The organism is Natronobiforma cellulositropha (genome assembly GCF_025629245.1).
In the GTDB taxonomy this organism is placed as follows: Archaea; Halobacteriota; Halobacteria; order Halobacteriales; family Natrialbaceae; genus Natronobiforma; species Natronobiforma cellulositropha.
The window spans coordinates 1-14370 of the sequence record NZ_JANZXN010000057.1; the positions used below are offsets into that span (position 1 = coordinate 1).

At 65.5% G+C, this 14370-nt stretch carries 16 protein-coding genes; 10 read left to right on the top strand and 6 right to left on the bottom strand.

The genetic code is table 11. The features are described 5' to 3' along the window. Positions 1-146: 146 nt before the first annotated feature. From N0B15_RS16370 to N0B15_RS16385, 5 genes are all read left to right on the top strand, one after another. Complete coding sequence (locus N0B15_RS16370) at positions 147-1448, top strand: hypothetical protein (protein ID WP_263020783.1); 1302 nt, start codon at positions 147-149, stop codon at positions 1446-1448. Between the two features lie 102 nt (positions 1449-1550). Continuing rightward, entirely contained in the window at positions 1551-1841 is a 291-nt protein-coding gene (locus N0B15_RS16375; protein WP_263020784.1) for a UPF0175 family protein, read from the top strand. Continuing rightward, positions 1842-2348 (top strand): DUF3368 domain-containing protein, encoded by a 507-nt coding sequence (locus tag N0B15_RS16380; RefSeq protein ID WP_263020785.1) that lies wholly within the window; start codon positions 1842-1844, stop codon positions 2346-2348. Positions 2349-2445: 97 nt separating this feature from the next. Further along, positions 2446-2658 carry a hypothetical protein gene (locus N0B15_RS18425; protein WP_464502977.1) on the top strand — a complete coding sequence of 71 codons (213 nt, stop codon included), beginning with the start codon at positions 2446-2448 and terminating at the stop codon, positions 2656-2658. Between the two features lie 263 nt (positions 2659-2921). Continuing rightward, the gene (locus N0B15_RS16385; RefSeq protein ID WP_263020786.1) at positions 2922-3290 is read left to right on the top strand and encodes a hypothetical protein; all 369 of its coding nucleotides are present in this window, start codon (positions 2922-2924) and stop codon (positions 3288-3290) included. 541 nt (positions 3291-3831) lie between these two features. Here the strand turns inward: N0B15_RS16385 and N0B15_RS16390 are convergent. Further along, entirely contained in the window at positions 3832-5721 is a 1890-nt protein-coding gene (locus N0B15_RS16390) for an ATP-binding protein (RefSeq protein ID WP_263020787.1), read from the bottom strand. Between the two features lie 98 nt (positions 5722-5819). On the opposite strand from N0B15_RS16390, the gene N0B15_RS16395 reads away from it, so the two are divergent. Next, positions 5820-6176, top strand: coding sequence for a DUF7113 family protein (locus N0B15_RS16395; protein ID WP_263020788.1), 357 nt, complete (start codon positions 5820-5822; stop codon positions 6174-6176). A gap of 12 nt (positions 6177-6188) precedes the next feature. Here N0B15_RS16395 and N0B15_RS16400 read toward each other — a convergent pair whose 3' ends face one another. Next, positions 6189-7466: a DNA double-strand break repair nuclease NurA gene (locus N0B15_RS16400; protein ID WP_263020789.1), complete on the bottom strand. Its 1278-nt coding sequence runs from the start codon at positions 7464-7466 to the stop codon at positions 6189-6191. Positions 7467-7693: 227 nt separating this feature from the next. On the opposite strand from N0B15_RS16400, the gene N0B15_RS16405 reads away from it, so the two are divergent. Continuing rightward, positions 7694-7855 (top strand): hypothetical protein, encoded by a 162-nt coding sequence (locus N0B15_RS16405; protein WP_263020790.1) that lies wholly within the window; start codon positions 7694-7696, stop codon positions 7853-7855. Positions 7856-8049: 194 nt separating this feature from the next. On the opposite strand, the gene N0B15_RS16410 is transcribed toward N0B15_RS16405, so the two are convergent. Then, positions 8050-8706 carry a hypothetical protein gene (locus N0B15_RS16410; RefSeq protein WP_263020791.1) on the bottom strand — a complete coding sequence of 219 codons (657 nt, stop codon included), beginning with the start codon at positions 8704-8706 and terminating at the stop codon, positions 8050-8052. A 353-nt stretch (positions 8707-9059) separates the two neighbouring features. Further along, a complete protein-coding gene (locus N0B15_RS16415; protein WP_263020792.1) occupies positions 9060-9707 on the bottom strand; it encodes a cysteine hydrolase family protein in 648 nt (215 codons plus the stop codon). A gap of 90 nt (positions 9708-9797) precedes the next feature. Here N0B15_RS16415 and gpmI point away from each other — a divergent pair, with 90 nt between their 5' ends. Both gpmI and N0B15_RS16425 read left to right on the top strand, forming a co-directional pair. After that, a complete protein-coding gene (gene gpmI / locus N0B15_RS16420) occupies positions 9798-11330 on the top strand; it encodes a 2,3-bisphosphoglycerate-independent phosphoglycerate mutase (RefSeq protein WP_263020793.1) in 1533 nt (510 codons plus the stop codon). Positions 11331-11383: 53 nt separating this feature from the next. Further along, entirely contained in the window at positions 11384-11560 is a 177-nt protein-coding gene (locus tag N0B15_RS16425) for a hypothetical protein (protein WP_263020794.1), read from the top strand. A 17-nt stretch (positions 11561-11577) separates the two neighbouring features. Here N0B15_RS16425 and N0B15_RS16430 read toward each other — a convergent pair whose 3' ends face one another. Then, positions 11578-12054, bottom strand: coding sequence for an NUDIX hydrolase (locus tag N0B15_RS16430; RefSeq protein ID WP_263020795.1), 477 nt, complete (start codon positions 12052-12054; stop codon positions 11578-11580). Between the two features lie 97 nt (positions 12055-12151). On the opposite strand from N0B15_RS16430, the gene N0B15_RS16435 reads away from it, so the two are divergent. Continuing rightward, positions 12152-13441 (top strand): O-acetylhomoserine aminocarboxypropyltransferase/cysteine synthase family protein, encoded by a 1290-nt coding sequence (locus N0B15_RS16435; protein WP_263020796.1) that lies wholly within the window; start codon positions 12152-12154, stop codon positions 13439-13441. Between the two features lie 45 nt (positions 13442-13486). Here the strand turns inward: N0B15_RS16435 and N0B15_RS16440 are convergent, their stop codons facing one another. Beyond that, positions 13487-14338: an Ig-like domain-containing protein gene (locus N0B15_RS16440; RefSeq protein WP_263020797.1), complete on the bottom strand. Its 852-nt coding sequence runs from the start codon at positions 14336-14338 to the stop codon at positions 13487-13489. Positions 14339-14370 lie beyond the last annotated feature (32 nt).

The following is a 14370-nucleotide window of genomic DNA, read 5'->3' on the forward strand; positions in this document are numbered from 1 at the left end:
ACTGATCGACGACGCACAGAAGATCCACCAGCAACGGCCAGTGTTACAAGAGACGCTCGCTACCGCTACGCAACCGAGGTGTGAGTCTTAGCTAAAGACGAATAATCCCTAGATTAAAGCGGCCCGACTGTCTCGAGTCGGGCTGAATGCGCCGATCGATCGTCATCGCGGCCGTCGTGCTCACGCTCGCGTTCGTCTTCGTCGGCGGCCCGTCGCTGTTGACCTCGCCGTCGACCAGCGACGTCGCCCCGGAGGAAGAAGAGACGCTGCCCGACGTGGTCTCGTTCGACGACGCAGCGAGTGGCTTCTGGCCCTATTTGAACGCCCGCGAGAGCCACGAGAAACGGAGTCCGATCAACGTGATCGTCCGCGGCGAGACCGACGAGGTGGTCCGCGCCCTCGCGGAGGAGACCGACGGCGAGTGGGACGAACTGGCCGAGGAACACGAGGACGCTGAGCCGGATACCTACGCGTTCCTGGCCGAAGAGCGCCACCACGCCACCGGCATCGAGTGGGGGGAGGCAGCGGGGACGACCCGCTACGCCTGGGTCGACCCCGGTGGCGACGACGACCCGCGCTGGGTGACCGAGACGCTCCAGCTCGAGGACGGCGACTACTACGGCCAGCGCTATCACATCCGGCTCTACGAGACGCCGAACCCCGACGACCGGTGGGTCGCGATGCAGGGCCACACCGAACACTTCGACTGGTTCACCTTACGCCACCGCGTCGACGGTGTCGAGGCAGCCCAGTTGCGCATCGAATCCGACTTCATGTCGCTGCCCCAGGTCGACAACCAGACCAACGTCAGCCGGATCAACCTCGAGAACAGCGGCCCCTCCGACGCCGACGGCTGGGCGACGCTCGTCGACCTGACGGCGCTCGCCGTGATTCCGGCGACGCTCTCCCTCGCGGCGAGTCGCGGTGTCAGAGGGCGTGTCGAGGACCGCGCCGACGACCACCTGACCGAGGCCGACCGCGCCCGTCTCGCTGCGGCTGCCGACCGACTCGAGGCCGGCCACCTCGTGCTCGCGGCGACGATCCTGACGCTCTTCCTCGGCGTCCGCGTCGTCGGCGTCGCCTTAGAGCGGGGTGCCGACTTCCTGACGATGCACGTGATCGCCGCCATCCTCTACCCGGTGATCACACTGGGGATTCCGATCGCGACCTACCTGATCGCACGCGGTCTCGAGCGGCGGATGGACGCGGCGGTCGCGGCCTCGCTCTCGCTCGCGGTGGCCATCTGGATCGACTACGGACTGCTCGGGGTCGACTCGCTGCCGGTCGACGTCGTCGTCCAGCGGATCCTCGTCGTGGTCGCCCTCGGCCTGATCGCCGGCGGGGCGGCCAAACGTGCTACGCGTGACTCGAGTCTGAACGACATGGTGATCGCGGGGGTCGTCCTCTGGGCGCTCGTGCTCGTCGGGACGCTCTTCGGCTATCTCTAGCGGCCGGTACGAGCCCCGACAGCACGCAACCCCCCTCGTTCGAACTCGCTGACGGACCCGGCGGACGAAGCGTTTGTATACATTGAATACGTTGTATACACTATGGGCACGATCTCGGCGCGCGTTCCGGACGAACTCGAGGACGAACTCGAGCGCTACCTCGAAGACGAACGACTCGATCGGAGTACTGGCGTCAGAAAGCTCCTCGCGGACGGTCTCGAGTCCTGGCGGCGTGAGCGCGCACTCGAGCGCTTCACTGCGGGTGAGGTCACACTCACGAAGGCGGCGGCCGTAGCCGGGGTGTCGGTCTGGGAGTTCAGACAGCTCGTCCGCGAGCGAGAGGCCGCCTGGGTCTCCAGTGCAGACCTCGAGACAGATCTCGAGGACCTCTGAATGTGGGTGTTCGATGCGACACCGCTGATCTATCTGGCGACGGTAGACCGGGTGGGCTACGTTCGACAGCTCCGCGGGCGTCGGGTGATTCCCGCCCGCGTCTACGACGAGGTCGTCACCCGCGGACTCGAGGAGGGCTACCCCGATGCGAGACGCCTCGAGCGGGCCGTCGAGAACAGTGAGTTCGAGGTTCAGACCGTCGAGGAGACGGCGCTCACCGACCGGCTCCAACAGAACCCGACGCTCAGCGATGCAGATATTGCGGTGCTCACCTGTGCGGCGACCAAGGACGGAACGGCCGTAATGGACGAAGCCGCTGGCCGGAGCGCGGCCGCGGTCGAGGGGATCGAGACGCGCGCGACGGCGTACCTCGTCTGTTCACTCGCGAAGCAGGGCAAGATCGAGACGGCTGCGGCACGCGAGACGGTCGACGCGATGGTCGACGCGGGGTGGTACTGTGCGCCCGATCTCTACGCGAAGATCGTCCGGACGCTCGAGTCACTCTGACGCGCGTCTCACTCGCGGCCGTGTCGCGTCACACACGGCGAATCAAACGCGCCGTGATTCCAAAAAGATTTCAGCCCGGAAGAACGATCCGGCGGATATGGTCCTCTCAACGAATTCGATATGGGACGAAGTCGCAGGAGATATCTCGGATAAATTGGTGATCGAGTACGAAGATGCGACTGTTTACGGCGATTTTGAACAGGAGCAGACACTTCACCGAGGCAAGGTTCGTATTCTCCCAAATGGTTGGGTTGCATTGCCTACTGACCGGCTACTGTCTCCCGAAGCAGTACACCATATCGATCCGTAGAGCCTCCGAGTCGATTGGACGAGTACCGCGGACCGGCCCGAGCAACTCGCCACTCCATCTCTCGTGGAGCGGTTTTCGGGTGAGAGATGGCGAGGTGTGTTCCGATCAGTCTACCTGCATATTGTGCACTGTAGTGGATGGTTCGATTTGGGAAATTCGAGAGAGACTTTGAGGAAGCGATGGGTGCATGAATCAACCATGGTACAATCATGCTGGGTTCATGACCAAGTCTTTAAGTGATTACAGCCCAAATAATCGACCAGATGGCGAAATACAAGACACTCTGGGAGGCTGAGATTGAATCGACACACAAGGAAGCAGATGACTCTGGAAAGATGATTCAAGTGCTTGTGCGTACAGATGATAAACCTCATATCTCTATCAGAGATGCTTACAAAGGACCAGCAGGGAACTTCCTGAATAATCCTCCAACATACAACCCTGATGAAGAGGTCGAAGAGGAACTAATCGAGATTCTTCCTCAGGCTTTCAGGAAGGGTCGGATCTACAAGGAGGCTTTGAAGCAGTTCCAAGACTGTGACGAGATTAGCGATGAACGGGCGATAGGGCTCCTTGACCTTATAGATGAATACGATGACATAACACAAATACTTGAACTGGTCGAGGCCTGAAAGCGGTGTCCAGTGCCTAAAGTCACCTGCGTATTGCGCTGAAGATAGCAACCAGCGCTGAATCTACACTCTATATTCAGTAGGTTGTTTCTGAGCCTATCGGAGAGGTCGATAGCTGCTCCGGTAACGCCTTCGCCTGCGTTGTCCGCTACGAACCACCTGCGAACTGTGGTCCCCCACAATCGCAGCTCGCAGTTTTCGACGGCCGCGATGCTCAACCCACTGGCCGTGGCGCGTGCTGGCGGCACGCCCGAGCATTGCGAGGGTGTGCCGACGACGCTGCGCGAGGGGCGAGTGAGCGACCAGCGGGAGCGAACGAGTCGGCTGGGGAGGGTGAGGCTGCGGTGGGTGGGACTTCGGAAGGGGCCGGGCGCTCGAGGGGCGTCGCGACGTGAGAACCGGAGCGAAGCGAGGACCGCAACGAGCGAGGTCCCTCGAGCGTCCGGGGGCTTCCGGCAGCAGTGTTCGCGACGACCGAACCGGCCGCAACACCGCTCAGGGACACACGGTCAGGCAGCGGTATGGGAACAAACTGACCCTCTCACTCCCGACCGTGTCGCGTCACACACTGCGGGAGACCGATCAACTCGACGGGTTCTGAGTTGTCCGGCGAGTAGACGACCATCTGGCCTTTCTCCATGTAGGGGACTTTCGACTCGAGCGTCCGCGGGATGTTGACGCTCTTGATGGCGTCCTCGTCACCGAGGTTGAGGACGACCGTGGTGTTGATCTGTTTGAAGACGGGGTCGGCGATGTCCTGGGGGTCCTGGGTGATGAGAAACAGCCCGAGGCGCTCTTTCCGGCCCTGTTTCGCCGCGTCGGTGAACGTCGAGATGACCTTCCCGGCCTGGACGCTCTCGGCGTCAGCGAGGAAGTTGTGTGCCTCGTCCATCCCCAGGATGAGCGGCGTCTCCTTGATCCGGTCGTAGTCCGGGTCGTTCGAGAGTTTCTGGTCGATCAGCAGACTCGAGAGTGCGAGGACGACCGTCTCGGTCGCCCGGGTGTCGCTGACGTGGTAGGTGGGGACGACGCTGAGACCGCCGGGGCGGACGAACGAATCGATGAGGTCGGTGATCGGCCGGGCGTCCTGGTCGAAGACGTGGCCGAAGCCGAGCGCCCGGCGGCGGACGGCGTCGAAGGTCGCCTCGTGGACGCGGCCGGACTCGTCGAGTTCCTCGCGGAGGGCGGGATCGTCGAGGAACGCCCGGAACTCCTCGTAGGTGCCGCTCGAGCCGTACTGGCGGCGGAATCGCGGCAGGAGGACGCTCACCAGCGCGCCGTACTGGTTGTCGTTCAGGCCGCTGCCCGCGACGAGCCACGGGTCGTCGTGGACCATCGAGAAGGGGATGGTGAACTCGAGACACTCCGCGCGGTGGTGGCTCGCCGCGTAGGTGGCGTCGCCGACTTTCGGGACGAACACCGTCGTCTCCTCGTGGCCGCCGTAGGCGATACCCTCGCGCTCGAGGCGGCGGGCGAACTCGCCGTCGAGGTCGGGGTTGTCGTCGTGCATCTGGGCGTACTCGTCCTGGGGGTCGAACTGGACGACGGCGGGGGTCACCGTCCGGCCGTCGCTCATCGGGTAGCGCCGGTCGTCGCTCAGGTACTGCCGGAGGACGTTCTTCGCCGCGTGGGTCTTCCCGGAGCCGGTCCCGCCCGCGATCAGGGTGTGGCGAAACACCAGCGGGTCGCCCGCCTCGTAGTCGTCTTTGACCCGGTAGTCGATCGTCGGCGGCGAGGCGGCCGTCCGCACCTTCTCGCCACCGACCGAGAGGTGCCCCAGGAAGACGCCCTCGTCGGGAATCTTGAGTCCGGTCTTGATCTCGTCGGTCTCGCTCGCCTGGCGGATAATCGTCCGGGGTTTGGGCACTCGGTCGGTCATCCGCCGCTTGAGGTCGTCGCCGTCCTCGTAGAGCACCGCCACCGGCTCGAGTTCGGCGACGAACTTGTAGTCGGTCTCGTCGCGCTCGTCGAAGCCGCTCGAGCGCATCGCCCGGCGGGCGTGGATCTCGGTTGCGTCGTCGGCGTGGTACTGCTGGGCGTACTCGAGGGCGGTGACGCGACAGAACAGCATCTCTCCGCGGGCGCGCCCGGCGGGCGTCGCCTCGTCGGGATACGGCGCGAGCAGGTAGGTGCCGAGGCGCACCTCCGACCGGTGCTCCCGCGTCACGTAGGCGCGAAGCGCCGTCTCCTCGCCGTCTTCGCTCACGCGCAGCCCCTGTGAGACACAGAGCGCGCCGATGCCCACGTCCGTCCCCTGTGGCTCGACGCGCGTCGTCTCGAAGCCGTCGTCGCTCGCGTCCGTACTCGAGGCGCTCGCGTCGGCCGACGAGGTGCTCGCCTCCGCCGACGGCTCGCTCGAGGCGTCGGTGTCGGTGGTCTCGTCACCGCCATCGTCGGCGGAGAAGGTGCTGAAATCTCCCAGATCGGTCATACACACGTTATCCCAGTCGACCCACAAACCCGTTTCCCCTCGAGTACCCGGCAACGCCCCTCCACTGACCTTTTCCCTCTCCGGCCCGTACTGTAACTATGCTCTTCGTACGCGGTCGCGCGAGAGGGACGGAGTTGACCGGCACGCTGTACGAACGAGGCGAGCGCGCCCCGACGTTCCGGGGCGCACCCGACGAGGACGCCGCCTACGTCTGGGTCTGTGACGAGTTCTACGAAGTCGACAGCGGTGGCTCGGTCCAGCGCCTCGACGACCGCGAGGTCCGGCTGGCCTTCGAGTCGCCGATGCCCCGGGGCTTCGACACCAAGACGCAGGCGCTCGAGGCCGCCGAGGATCACGTCCGGACGCAGTTCGCCCGCATCGGCATCGGCTCGTCGGCGGTCGACATCGAGGTGGAGTCGGCCGACCACGACGCGGCAGTCGACTTGCCGAGCTAGGCTCTCGAGCGACTAGAAGCCCTCTTCGCCCCAGCGGTGGTCGTCGTAGGTGCGGCGCTCGGTGGTGTCGAAGCGCTCCTCGAGCGTCCGGCGGAGCGAGGCCTTCTCCGCGGCGCTGATCCGGGCGAGTTCGTCGGCCTTGGCGACGATCGTCGGTGGGCCGTGGGCGACGGCGACCTCCTGCAGGAGCTGCCGGGTGAGCGCCTCGCGCGTCTCCTCCTCGCGCGTGAACGCGTAGGGGGCTTCGATCCGGTAACAGAGGTCGTCGCGCGGGTCGTAGAGGACGAAGAAGGTGACCTCGTAGGCCTCGAGCGGGAGACGGCGCTCGACACCCAGTGCGTCGCCGTCGACCGAGAGCGGGCGGTCGACGCCGCCACGCGAGCGGAACCAGCCGGTGTAGGTCAGCGCGTCGGTCTCGCGCTCCCAGCGGGTCCCCTCCACGTCGTCGACGTACTCGCCACACTCGAGGATGCGCGTGAAGAAGGCCGAATCGTCGCCCCAGGGGGTTTCGATGCCCGCCTCCCGTTTCGCCTTGAGCGTCCGACAGAGGACGCGCGTCGCCGGATTCTTCACGAAGCCGACGAGCGGGACCTCCCGCTCGACGAACGTCTCGACGAGGCGGACGTAGTTCTCGAGGACGGTCGTCGGCCGGGGGTCCTCGAGGAGGAAGTTCTCGAGGTCGGGGTGCTGGTCGGCCCACCGGAGCAGGCCGCGCGGGTAGAGCGGGCCGTCGAGGACGAGGAGGTCGCGCACGTCTTCGGCGTGGGCGAGGGCGTGTTCGCTCTCGGCGAGGTAGAGTGCGAGTGCGTGGACGACGCCCTCGGCGAAGCGTGGCAGCGGCGGCACCTTCACGACGCGCGAGCGACTGTAGCCCTCGTCGAAGCGGTCCCACTGGTCGTGGACGGTCATCGTCTCGTCGTTCGAGTGGGCCGTCGCCACCACCGTCCGCCCGCGGTGTACGTCCAGGTCGCTCGGGGTGGCGCTCATCGCCGCCTGCGCGATGTCGATCACCAGGCCGTTCTTGAACGTCGTCGGGTTGATCGTCCCCGCGTCGAGGCCGTGGCAGGTCGGAAACGGTGGCTCACAGAGGGCGATACTCTCGAGGTCGACCCGGTGGCGCGAGACCGTCTCGACCGGCTCGAGGACTACCCGTCCGTCGTGGCTCAGCGGGTCGAGAAAGCGCTCCCAGACGGTTTCGGCGAACGCCCGGTGGTCGCGTTCGTCGACGCCGTGGTCGATCCGTCCCGCGAGTCGCGCGATGCCGTCGAAGTGAACCGGATCGAGTGTCATACCGGTTCTCACAGAGGGCACCGAGAAAAATCGTGGTGGTTCTCGCCCTCGTCTCACCGTGCGAACGATCGATCACGTTCGAACCAATGGTATGACGCGTCTCGGGCACCCAGCGGAACCATGCTCGAACGCGACGACGTCTCGATTCGAGACGAGATTCCGGGGTGGGTCGAGCTCGACTTCTCCGTCGTCCTGGTGCGCTCCGGGTTTCGATCCTGGGCTCGACGTTGAGCCGCCGGTTCTCCTCGACGCACGCGACGGTGCCCGAAGTGTTCGGCTTCGGCGCGATCGAACCGGTCGGTACGCTCGCGTTGATCGCACTCGGCCTCGCACTGATCGCCCTCGGCTGCTGGCGAGTCTACTTGTTTCGGCGATTGCGAGCGGCGTGATCGACACAGCAGACGGCGGTTTTCAGTTCACGACCGACTCAACTCGACCGTCGCACCGCCCCATCGGTCTTCATCACGGCGACACCGATCCACGAAGTTCTTCGAGCCCCCGCTGGTACGTCTGCAACGTCGCGTCGGACTCGTCTCCAGGTCCAGCTCGACAGAATTGCTGGCCGGTGTACCCCCAACTCGGTTCAGTCTTCCCGTTCCCAGCGGAGAAATACGGCGATCAGGTGATCGTCGTACTCGATACACGGGATCGTTCCACCCGTCACGTCTCCCGCCCCGCTTGCCGCCGTTGCGGTGCGTACCATCGACCGCGGAAGGTCGCCGCGAACGCCGCCGTCGTCCTCGTAGAGTGATTTGTACGCGGCGGCGGCTTCCTCGCCGTCGGACGAGTCCGGACTGACGGTGGCGGCGATCCGTTCTTCTTCGATTTCTCCTCCGTAGTACCAGCTATCTGGTGGATGTTCCTCAAGGTCGTCGAACGCCTCCTGGAACAACCGAACGCCGTCGATGCGCTCATCCTCCCGCGAAAGGCTGCCGTCACACTCGGTTTCTTCGGGGTCGGCGAGGTAGAAGATTAGGTCCAGGTATTCAGTGTACTGGTCGTCATCCTCGCCTGCATCGTCGCTCGGGTCGTAAACAGAGTCGTCATCGTCGGTGCCATCGTTGCCATTCACTTCGGTATCATCGCCGCCATTCATCTCGGTGTCTTCGTCTGTCGACCCTGAATCGTCGTCGAGACAGCCCGCGAGGGCGGCGAGCGGGAGGGCGAGCATTGATCGACGAGATTGGGGATGGGGGTCCATATTTTCAAGATTTAAATCCTGCATGATAAGGCTTCTCATTCTAACACCCGGGGCAGTTTGGCGACAGTTCGTGTATCATTTTCTTACTTTCGGGTAAGGGAACTAACTCGACAATCACCACCCGACATGTTGTCCTGATGGGCGGTGCCGAATCCGATCGCTGGAAACGCGATGGTCATATTCGACAGTGTAGGGGGACAGTCAAAACCGTTCCCTGAACCACGATCCTGTTGACGACATGTCACACGATCGGATAGTGAGGCACTCCCGACACTCGAGCGGGACGCAGCACGCGAGGGGGGTGACGACGAATCTACGGGACACGAGTCGTGGCGTCGCCCCCGGGTTCTCGATCGACGCCGCCATCCGTCGTCGGCCAATCGCCGCTCGACTCACGCACCCGGCGTGAGCCACTCGAGTGCCTCGTCGGTCTCCATCACCGAGACGCCGATTCCCTCGAGTTCCTCGAGGCCGCGCTCGTAGGTCCCGGAGGTGGCGTCGGCGACGAAGACGACCCGGTAGTCGCGCTTGCTCGCCTCGTAGACGGTCGTCCGCGGACAGTTCGGGAAGTTACAGCCGCAGACGACGAGCGTGTCGACGCCGAGGGCGTCGAGGTGGCTCTCGAGCGGCGTCTCGTAGAACGCCCCCCAGCGCGGTTTGTACAGCGCCCACTCGAGCGGGCCGAGTTCGTCGAGGTCGCCCGCGAGCAGCGCGTCGGCGTCGAGGTCGCTCGCACCCTCGGGGCGGAGTTCGTCGACCAGTTCGCTGCCCGTCGAGCCGGGACGGGCGATCGCCGCGCCGTCTTCGATGGCCGCGCGCCGACAGGCGTCGACGTTCGAGCCGTCGGGGCGGTAGAGCCTGACGACGTGGACGATGGGGCGCTCGAGCGCGCGCAAGCGCTCGAGGAGACGGGCGATGTCGGGCACCACCGCCGCGGTTCCGGGAATCTCGGCGGGGGCACCCGGTAGCGAGAAGTCCCGCTGGGTGTCGATCGTCAGGAGGGCGGCGCGCTCCGGGTTCGGCCGCGTGTACTCGTTCATCACGAAATACGTCAGCGAGAAACAACGTGCGCGTTTCGGTTTCGCACCCGTAACGACAGCTAATTAGGCGATCCGACCGACCCGTCGGACATGGAGGGTGCACTCATTATTCTCGACGGCTGGGGTCTCGGTGACGAGTCCGCAGGCGACGAGGCGGGACGGAACGCGATCGAAGCGGCGCACACCCCGGTGTTCGATCGGCTCTCGAGGACGGGCGCGGCAGGCCGACTCGAGGTCGCGGGTCGACGTGTCGGGTTGCCCGACGGCCAGATGGGCAACAGCGAGGTCGGCCACCTCAACATCGGGGCTGGCCGCGTCGTCCTCCAGGAGTACACCCGGATCTCCGACTCGGTCGCAGACGGGAGCTTCCGTGAGAACGCCGCCTTCGACGCGGCCTTCGAGTACGCCCGCGAGAACGGCGGCCGGGTCCACTTCCTGGGCCTGGTCAGTGACGGCGGCGTCCACGCCGACCACGAACACCTCCACGCACTGATCAGACTCGCCGCCGACCGCGAGGTCGAGGCGGTCACCCACGCCTTCACCGACGGCCGGGACACCTCGCCGACCGGGGGTCGCGAGTATCTCGCCACGCTCGAGTCGGTCGTCGAGGAGGCGGGGACGGGCGACGTCGCGACGGTCATCGGCCGCTACGACGCGATGGACCGCGACCAGAACTGGGAGCGGACGGGCAAGGCCTACGACGCCATCGTCGACCGCGAGGCCGAGTACACCGCGCCGTCGGCGCTCGAGGCGGTCGAGGCGGCGTACGACCGCGGCGAGACCGACGAGTTCGTCGAGCCGACGCTGATCGAGGGTGCGCCGGCGCTCACGGCTGGTGACGCCGTCATCTGGTTCAACTACCGCTCGGATCGCGCCCGACAGCTCACCCGGATGCTCGCGAACATCCGCCCGGAGTGGCAGCCAGCGCGGACGCCGCCGGCCGTCGAGGTCGTCACGCTCACCGAGTACGACGAGACCTTCGACCTGCCTATCGCCTACCCGCCGAGCCGGCCCACCCAGGTGCTCGGAGAGGTGCTCGCCGACGCGGGCAAGACGCAGTTGCGCATCGCCGAGTCCGAGAAGTACCCCCACGTCACCTACTTCTTCAACGGCGGCGACGAGGTCGCCTTCGAGGGCGAGCGTCGCGAAATCGTCGAGAGTCCCGACGTTCCGACCTACGACCGCAAACCGGAGATGAGCGCGCCCGGTGTCACCGACGCGGCCATCGCCGCCATCGACGGCGAGGAGTCGCCCGACGTGCTCGTCCTCAACTACGCCAACCCGGACATGGTCGGCCACACCGGCGACTACCGCGCGACCGTCGAAGCCGTCGAAGCCGTCGATACGCAACTCGGCCGCCTCCTCGAGACGCTCGAGACCCGCGGCGCACACGTCTTCGTCACCGCAGACCACGGCAACGCCGACGACATGGGGACCGACGAGGACCCGCACACGGCTCACACCTACGCCGACGTGCCGTTCGTCTACGTCGCCCCCGACGGCACCGACGGCGGGAAGGGAGTCCGCGAGGGCGGCACGCTCGCCGACATCGCGCCGACGGTGCTCGAGTGTCTCGGTCTGAGGGGACCACCCGAGATGACCGGTGAGAATCTGCTCGAGTGACCTGCTCGTGCTGACCCGATTGGTATATGTCGCCGGAGTCTGAACCACGACACATGGAACAGGACTCGAGCTCCAACGAATCGCTCATGGCCGGTGACGACGCCGATTTCGTCGGCGAGGTCGTCAAGATCATGCTCATCTGGATGGTCGTCGTCGTCATCGCAGGTATCGCTCTCATCATCCTGCGCGAGCCGTTCACGGGGCTGTTCTCGCTCGCCGGACTCTTCTAGGCCGGACTCGGGCGTGGTTATCGCCCGTCTCGAGCCGCGGCTATCGCCTCGAGACCGAAACTGACGACGTCGCGCTCGAGGTCCTGCTCGCGGAGGTCGGCCGCCGAGTACCACCGCCAGGCGTCGACGCTCGCCTCGTCTGCGGGCGGTGCAATCTCCCTGCTCGGGACGGTCGCGTAGTAGATGTGGTCGACGTGCTGGTGGGCGACTCGGCCGTCGTGGACGTCGACGTCGTAGAGCATCTGGTGTCTCGGCTGTGGGAGCCGTCGTCCGGTCTCGGTCTCGACGGCGGGTGTCTCGCCCGGAGAGAGGAGCGTCGCCTCGAGACCGGTCTCCTCACGACACTCGCGGACGGCGGCTTCGTGGGGGAGTTCATCCCGGTCGATGTGGCCGCCCGGCGGGACGGTGATGCCGAGACGGTCGTGTTCGTGGAGTGCGGTCGCCCCGTCGTTGACGACGTAGATGGTGGCGGTGAAGTGTCGCGTCGTCTCCATACGCTGGGTCGCCGCGACGGTACTATCAGTCTCCCGATCCGGCCCTGTCGATTGCCTTCGGGTGCACTTTTACAAGCCCTCGAGTGCGTGTAGCCTCATGGCAGAGGATCCAACTGACCACCGATTCGCGACGCGGAGCGTCCACGCCGGCCAGGACCCCGACGAGTCGACAAACGCGCGCGCACCACCGATCTATCAGACGACCTCCTACGTCTTCGACGACACCGAACACGCCGCGAACCTGTTCGGTCTCCAGGAGTTCGGCAACATCTACTCGCGGATCATGAACCCGACGAACGCGATGCTCGAGGCACGCCTCGCGAGTCTCGAGGGTGGCGTCGGGGCGCTCGCGACCGCTTCGGGGATGGCGGCGTTCGACCTGGCGACGTTCATTCTCGCGGACGTCGGCGACAACATCGTCTCGGCCTCGTCGCTCTACGGCGGGACCTACACCTACCTCACTCACACCGTCGAGAAACGCGGCGTCACGACCCGCTTCGTCGACACGCTCGACTACGACGCCTACGCCGACGCGATCGACGACGACACCGCGTTCGTCCACTTAGAGACGATCGGCAATCCCGCGCTCGTCACCCCCGACATCGAGCGCATCGCCGACATCGCCCACGAACACGACACCCCGCTGTTCGTCGACAACACGTTCGCGACGCCGTATCTGTGCCGGCCGATCGAACACGGCGCGGACCTGGTCTGGAACTCGACGACGAAGTGGATCCACGGCGCTGGCTCGACCGTCGGCGGGGTTCTCGTCGACGGCGGCACCTTCCCCTGGGACGAGGGCGACTACCCCGAACTCACGGAGCCGAACCCGGCCTACCACGGCGTGAACTTCTACGAGACCTTCGGCGAGATGGCATTCTCGGTCGTCGCACGCACCCGCGGCCTGCGCGACCTCGGCAACCAGCAGTCGCCGTTCGACGCCTGGGTCACGCTCCAGAAACTCGAGAGCCTGCCCCTGCGGATGGAGAAACACTGCGAGAACGCGCTGGCGGTCGCGGAGTACCTCGAGGATAGTTCGGCGGTCTCGTGGGTGAACTACCCCGGACTCGAGAGCCACGAGACCCACGAGATGGCGACGAAGTACCTCGACGGCGGCTACGGCGGCATCATCACGTTCGGACTCGAGGGCGGCTACGACGCCGCAGAGACGGTCTGTAACGGCGTCGAACTGACGAGCATGCTCGCGAACGTCGGCGACGCGAAGACGCTCATCATCCATCCGGCGAGTACGACCCACCAGCAGCTCACCGAGGAGGAACAGCTCGCCAGCGGCGTCACACCCGAACTGATCCGCCTCTCGATCGGTATCGAGGACGTCGACGACGTGATCGAGGATCTGGACCGGGCGATCGGCGCGCTGGGCTGACTCGAGCGGGAGTTCGTACCCCCTGTCAATCCCGCTGGTAGGCCGTCACTCCCCGCCGGTGAGCGATTCCCCTTCCCAGTACCGTGCCTCGACGGTTCCATCCTCGTCGATGCGTACTTCGACACCCCGACACACTGCAGAGAGCGTGAACGACGCCGTCCGGTCTCCGGCCACGTCGATTCGCACCGTGAACCTGCCCCCGGCTTCGAGCACACCGTCGATGCGCGCACGCTCGCCAGCGCCGACTTCGAGGGTTCGGTCGGCCGTCTCGCCGTGACAGTCGTCGACGACCTCGACCGCGACCGTCCGTGCGAGACCGTCGTTCGAGAGGAACAGCACCGTGTCGTCGCCCGCGTAACAGTCGTACTGTGTATCCCCGATGCCACCGTCGGGTTCGACGTATCCGATCGCGAGTCCTTCGGGGAGAATCGCGAGTCCGTGGCGGTAACACGACGGGCCGTCCCAGGAGGCGGTGGTGGACTCGCCGTCGATGGTCACGGTTGCGGTGTGCGTCTCGTTTCCGTCGAGTACGTTCGACTCGAGGCGTCGCTCCTGTGCTGAGAGCCGATACGACCGCTCGAGGACTGTCGAGCCACTCGAGGTGGTGACCGTAACGGCTGCGTCGACCGGGCCGTCCCGTTCGTTCTCGACGGCGAGTGCCGTCGTCGCCCCGTCGAAACAGGGGTCGCGACTGTGTCTTCCTCGTTCGCGACTCAGCAACGCCGAGAGGGGGTACGCCGCGGGCCCACAGCCGTCGTCGAGCGGCGGCGTCTCGAGGTCCTCGAGCGGGACGAGCCGTCCGTCGCCCCCACGCCTCGAATCCACCAGGTTCAGACACCCTGCAAGAGGGACACTCACACCCGCTGCGGACGCCTGCAGGAGTGATCGTCGCTTCATAGAAACAACTCAGGACTCTCACAGATAAGTGT